The following is a 4817-nucleotide window of genomic DNA, read 5'->3' as shown; positions in this document are numbered from 1 at the left end:
GCGGGACCGCTTGGTATTATAGCCTATCTGGCCATGGGCTTATTGACCTTGTTCACAGCATTCAGCTATAGCGAGCTTGGAGCTGCCATTCCTATTGCCGGCGGCGGTTATTCATTTACAAGTCGAACACTACCCCGTCCCGTCGCTTTTCTTACGGGATGGTTCTTCTGGATCGGGAATACCCTGGCCTGTTCCCTGTATGCCGTTATTTTTGCGCTGACTATTAAAAACTACTTTCTCTCGGATATCAGCGTCATCCTCGTAGTTTTCCTTACCACCCTGGTCTTTACGCTCATTAATCTGCGGGGACAGGCAGAGGCGCTGAAGTTTATAGCGGTCATGAATATTATCGAACTCATCATACTGGTCGGGGTGGGAGTGCTGGGCGCTTTTCATGTGGAACCAGCCAACCTCGATCCTCTCGCTCCGATGGGGTACGGCCCATTGATCCCCACGATGGGATTAATCTATATCTCGTATGTCGGTTTTGATCTGATTACGGTGGCCGCTGAAGAAATTGTTGAACCGGCTAAAAATATTCCGCGTGCCATTTTTATCACCCTTGGAACTGGAATTGCTATTTATGTACTTTTGCTTTGGGTGATGATGGGCGTCGTACATTATACTGATCTGGCGCAGACGAGTACACCTTTCATTTATATTGCAGATTATCTGTTTGGCGCATGGGGACGCTGGGCAGGAATTATTGCTACGATTATGGCAAGTTTGTCTGCATTTAGCGTTACACTGGGAGCCAGTTCCCGCGTACTATTTGCTCTTGGGCGTGATGGGCACTTTCCGGGCTTTTTTGCTCGTCTGCATACGACATATAAAACACCTCACATTGCACTTTTTGTTTGCGCGGGATTAGTGGCAGTACTCGGGGCATCGGGCATTGTACGTCTGCTTGCATCCGCCAGCAGCTTCGGCTATCTGATTGCCATCGGTATCGTCAATTATGCGGTTATTGCGCTTCACCGCCACATGCCCAACCTGCGGCGTCCGTTTAAAATTATACTTTATCCCATAGTACCCATTCTGGGTATTATTACCTGCTGGTTTTTTGTCCCCACCTTAGATCCACAAAGTTTGCTTCTGGGTGGTGTTTTGACGGCTATTGGCGGGGTACTTTATCTTCTACAACCGGGAAACAGGAAAGACCTGCGTGGATTTCCGGAATTTATACAGCATATTAATATTAAAATTCAAGCTTATTGGAGGCCACATATGAATGTACTTATTATCGGCGGCGGCAATCAGGGCAGTAATATTGCCGACCGTTTGCTAAAACAAGACGAATTTCGGATGGTCTTTCGATCGTCGGAATATCAAATTACTTTTATTGAACAGGATGAGGAAAAATGTGATGAACTGGAACAGCGTTACAACGTACCCATTTTTCAAGGAGACGGTACCAAACAGGAGGTTCTCGAACAGGCTGAACCTCATAAGATGGACGTAGCGATTGCCGCTACTAACAACGATCAGCGCAATTCTATTATAGCGTTGCAGGCAAAACGACTGGGTATTGACCATGTTATTGCTATTGCGAGGGACCCAGCCTACGTTTCTCTGCTGGAGGATAGCGGGATCGTATGCATAAGTGCTCCTTACGCCACTGCAGCAATGGTAGAAAATTATTTGGATCGTCCCAGCGTTGCCGATCTTTTTGAGATCGAGAGTGGTGTTGCCAGCCTTATTGACATGAAAGTCCCCGAGAGAGGAAAGATCGTGGGAAGTCTTATTCAAAAAATCAATATCCCTGATCAATGTGTAGTTGCCGCATTAATTCGAGATGACAAATTTGTTGTCCCCAGGGGACAGACTGAAATTAGAGGCGGCGATCATGTTGTGTTTGTAGGACCAAGCGAAGCAATACAAGCTGCGCATAAGATTTTTTCAGCTATAGAATGAAAGTATTTACATTATCATCTTTGCTACATAATTTTTTCTAAACCATTCTGCATTACATTGTAAATATATTCGATTAGGCAAAGAAAAAATATTTTTTCGATCTGTATAAATTCCGTATTTGCACTGTGTTGTTTCCAATTGATGCTATGAATTCAATTGTACTGCTACAAATGGGTAATCTTTTTCCATTAACAGCCCGCACCGATCATTGTTCGGTATCCCTTCCTGTTGACGAGCTCTCCTGTATAACGCGTCCCACGCTTAAAAAGGAGATCCCCTGCTGATTGGACGTGCTGATATTCACGGCCTCAATCACGGGCGGAACAACCGCCTGTTCCGACTGCCAGCTGACCAGGAAATTTGCCCCCACCCCACCCCGTAAATCGCGCTCTTCAATGACATAGGAGGTTGAAGCCAGTGGAGCGATCCTGACGTCCGAATCAACATATTGCTGAACGAGTGACCCTTTGGAATCGTAATACCCTACTTTTAGAATGGTAAAAGAGCGATACGGATCGGCATTGCGGATACTCAGCGTGGTTGTCAGATTAAATGTTTTTTCCCGGTCTTGCTGGTAGATATGGGAATAAACCGGCACATATACGATCTGGCCCATACTTGTGGCATCGCGACTGAATGACTCTGGCGGCCCGACCACAACTGAATCGGCTACGGTCGTATCCTGCGGCGATATTTCCACGCCAGATCGGGATTCCTGCCGATCGCTACAGCCCATAAGAACCAACACCAGGACTACAGCAGTATAAAAGAATTTCATGGTCTCGGGGTTATTTCATTCAACAGAAGTTAAGAGCATGTACAATCAATATACGGGACTCATCCTTTATTTTATAATAAAGCAAGAGGAATATCCGCTTATAACCAGTACAATACCAACTACAGGAATCGGTCAATTAAGGCATGCGCTTGCCAGAATTTATATCCCCGCGGGTGCTCGAAACAGGTCTGCACACTCGGCAAAACGATCGGCCAAACCGACCACTATTAACCGGTCGTCCGGTTGTACCTTGAAATCGCCCGCGGGATTTCCGACGGTCTTATCGCCCCTGCGAACGGCCAGCACCGTCAGGTTGTAGTTCTTGCGCAGCTGCAGTTCCTGCAATGTTTTTCCGGCCACCGGGGCCCCCTCCCGAACAACCACAGCGCGGGTGTGCAGCCCTTCCTCATCCAGTCCCTGCAGCACCATCAGATGGGCTTCCTGCATACTGCCTCGCCATATTTCATAATCATGTGCCCGAAGTGTCTTGACATGTTGTTCGATTTCCTCCCGGGGTATCATGTACGCGCCCAGGACCTGGGAAAAAATACGCACCGTCGTTTCCGTCTCTTCCGGAATAACGATGTCGGCCCCTAAATTTTCAAGCCGGTCTACATCTGTGAGGTAGCGCGTACGAACAATAATCTGCAGGGTAGGGTTATTATGGCGGGCTATCTTTATGATGCGGGGGCTGGCCGAGGGGGCATTCGTGGCGATCACACACAGCTTCGCTTTTGCAATACCCGCCAAATCCAGGATATGCTCGCGGCCGGCATCCCCGTAAATAGCGGGAATATCATCCTTTTTCATTTCTTCGACCGAATCCGGATTCATCTCAACAACAACATAAGGAATGCCGGTTTCCTGCAGTACCTGAACCAGGTGTCGGCCGGCCGGACCATATCCCACAATAATCACGTGGTCTTCGAGCGTTTTTCGCTGATCCGATTCTAACTCCCCGGATTCCTGCCCAAATCTTTTGAGCGGGGTCCTGGCAAGCCATGTGCCCAGTTTGGGGCCGGCGTTTAATAAAAAGGGGGTTACGATCATAAGCAGTACCGAGACAGCTATAAAGGTCTGCGAACCTACTTCTCCCATCCCCGCCGGCGTCATGTCAGCCGCTCTTCCGGCCCGTTCCAGTACAAATGAAAATTCGCCTATCTGCGCCAGTGCCAGTCCCGATGCCGCTGCAATGCGCACCGGGTAGCCAAGCACGAGCAGGCCGGTCGAGGTAATAATCAATTTAAGGACAATGACCCCCACGGCGATTCCCACCAGTAACAAAGGGTATTCCAGGACGTAGCGTATATCCAGAAGCATGCCCACAGAGACAAAAAACACGGCATTGAAGATGGTTCGCAGGGGTAAAATCTCACTGAGGGCCTGCTCGCTGAATTCACTTTCACTGACAATCAGTCCCGCCATGAAAGCTCCCAAAGCCAGGCTGACATTGGCCATGCTACTGAGTGCTACGGTCCCGAAACAGATCGCCACCACAGATAGCAGAAAGAGTTCGCGCTTCCTCGTTTTAGCTACTTTATCCAGCACCCACGGGATGATGCGGCGGGCCAGGATAAGGACGGTCAGGATGAGGAGCGCCGCTTTAGCGAGGATCCAAAACACTTCATAGGCGGAATCTGATTGGCCTGCAAGGATGGGAACCAGCAATACCATCACGACGATAGCCAGGTCCTGGAAGATGAGCACCGCCAGTGACAGCTGACCGGTAGGCGTATCCGTTTCCCCGCGCTGGCTGAATAAACCAAGCACGATGGCCGTACTGCTGAGAGCTACTAAAAACCCGGTGTAGATGCCGTTATTGATCGAGACTCCGGCTGCGACCAGTATCGCGGTCACGATCGCTGTGGTCATAATGACCTGGAAACTGCCGCTGACTACAATGGCTTTGCGGATACGATTAAGCTTCTCCAGGCTAAATTCAATACCGATGGTAAACAGGAGCAGGATGACCCCGATTTCCGCCAGGATGTCAACGAGTTCCTGATCCGGAACCAATGCGAGGGCGTTGGGGCCTATAACCACCCCGGCAATTAAAAATCCAACGATGGGAACCAGTTTCAACCGGTAGCACAGGTAGGCAATACCCACGCTAACCATAAACAAT

The 4817-nt window shown here is 49.1% G+C and carries 3 protein-coding genes; 1 reads left to right on the top strand and 2 read right to left on the bottom strand.

The features are described 5' to 3' along the window. The coding region (locus tag ACESLU_RS11920; protein WP_372638871.1) for an amino acid permease at positions 1 to 1914 on the top strand (1914 nt) is incomplete at its 5' end. A 205-nt stretch (positions 1915 to 2119) separates the two neighbouring features. Here ACESLU_RS11920 and ACESLU_RS11915 read toward each other — a convergent pair. Next, the gene (locus ACESLU_RS11915) at positions 2120 to 2692 is read right to left on the bottom strand and encodes a DUF3124 domain-containing protein (RefSeq protein ID WP_372638870.1); all 573 of its coding nucleotides are present in this window, start codon (positions 2690 to 2692) and stop codon (positions 2120 to 2122) included. A 159-nt stretch (positions 2693 to 2851) separates the two neighbouring features. Beyond that, positions 2852 to 4817: cation:proton antiporter (locus ACESLU_RS11910; RefSeq protein ID WP_372638869.1), on the bottom strand; the 1966-nt coding region annotated here is incomplete at its 5' end.

Source organism: Fodinibius sp. (genome assembly GCF_041642155.1).
Taxonomy (GTDB): domain Bacteria; phylum Bacteroidota; class Rhodothermia; order Balneolales; family Balneolaceae; genus Fodinibius.
The sequence above is the reverse complement of the archived record's forward strand: the minus strand, read 5'-3'. Positions and strand labels throughout refer to the sequence as shown.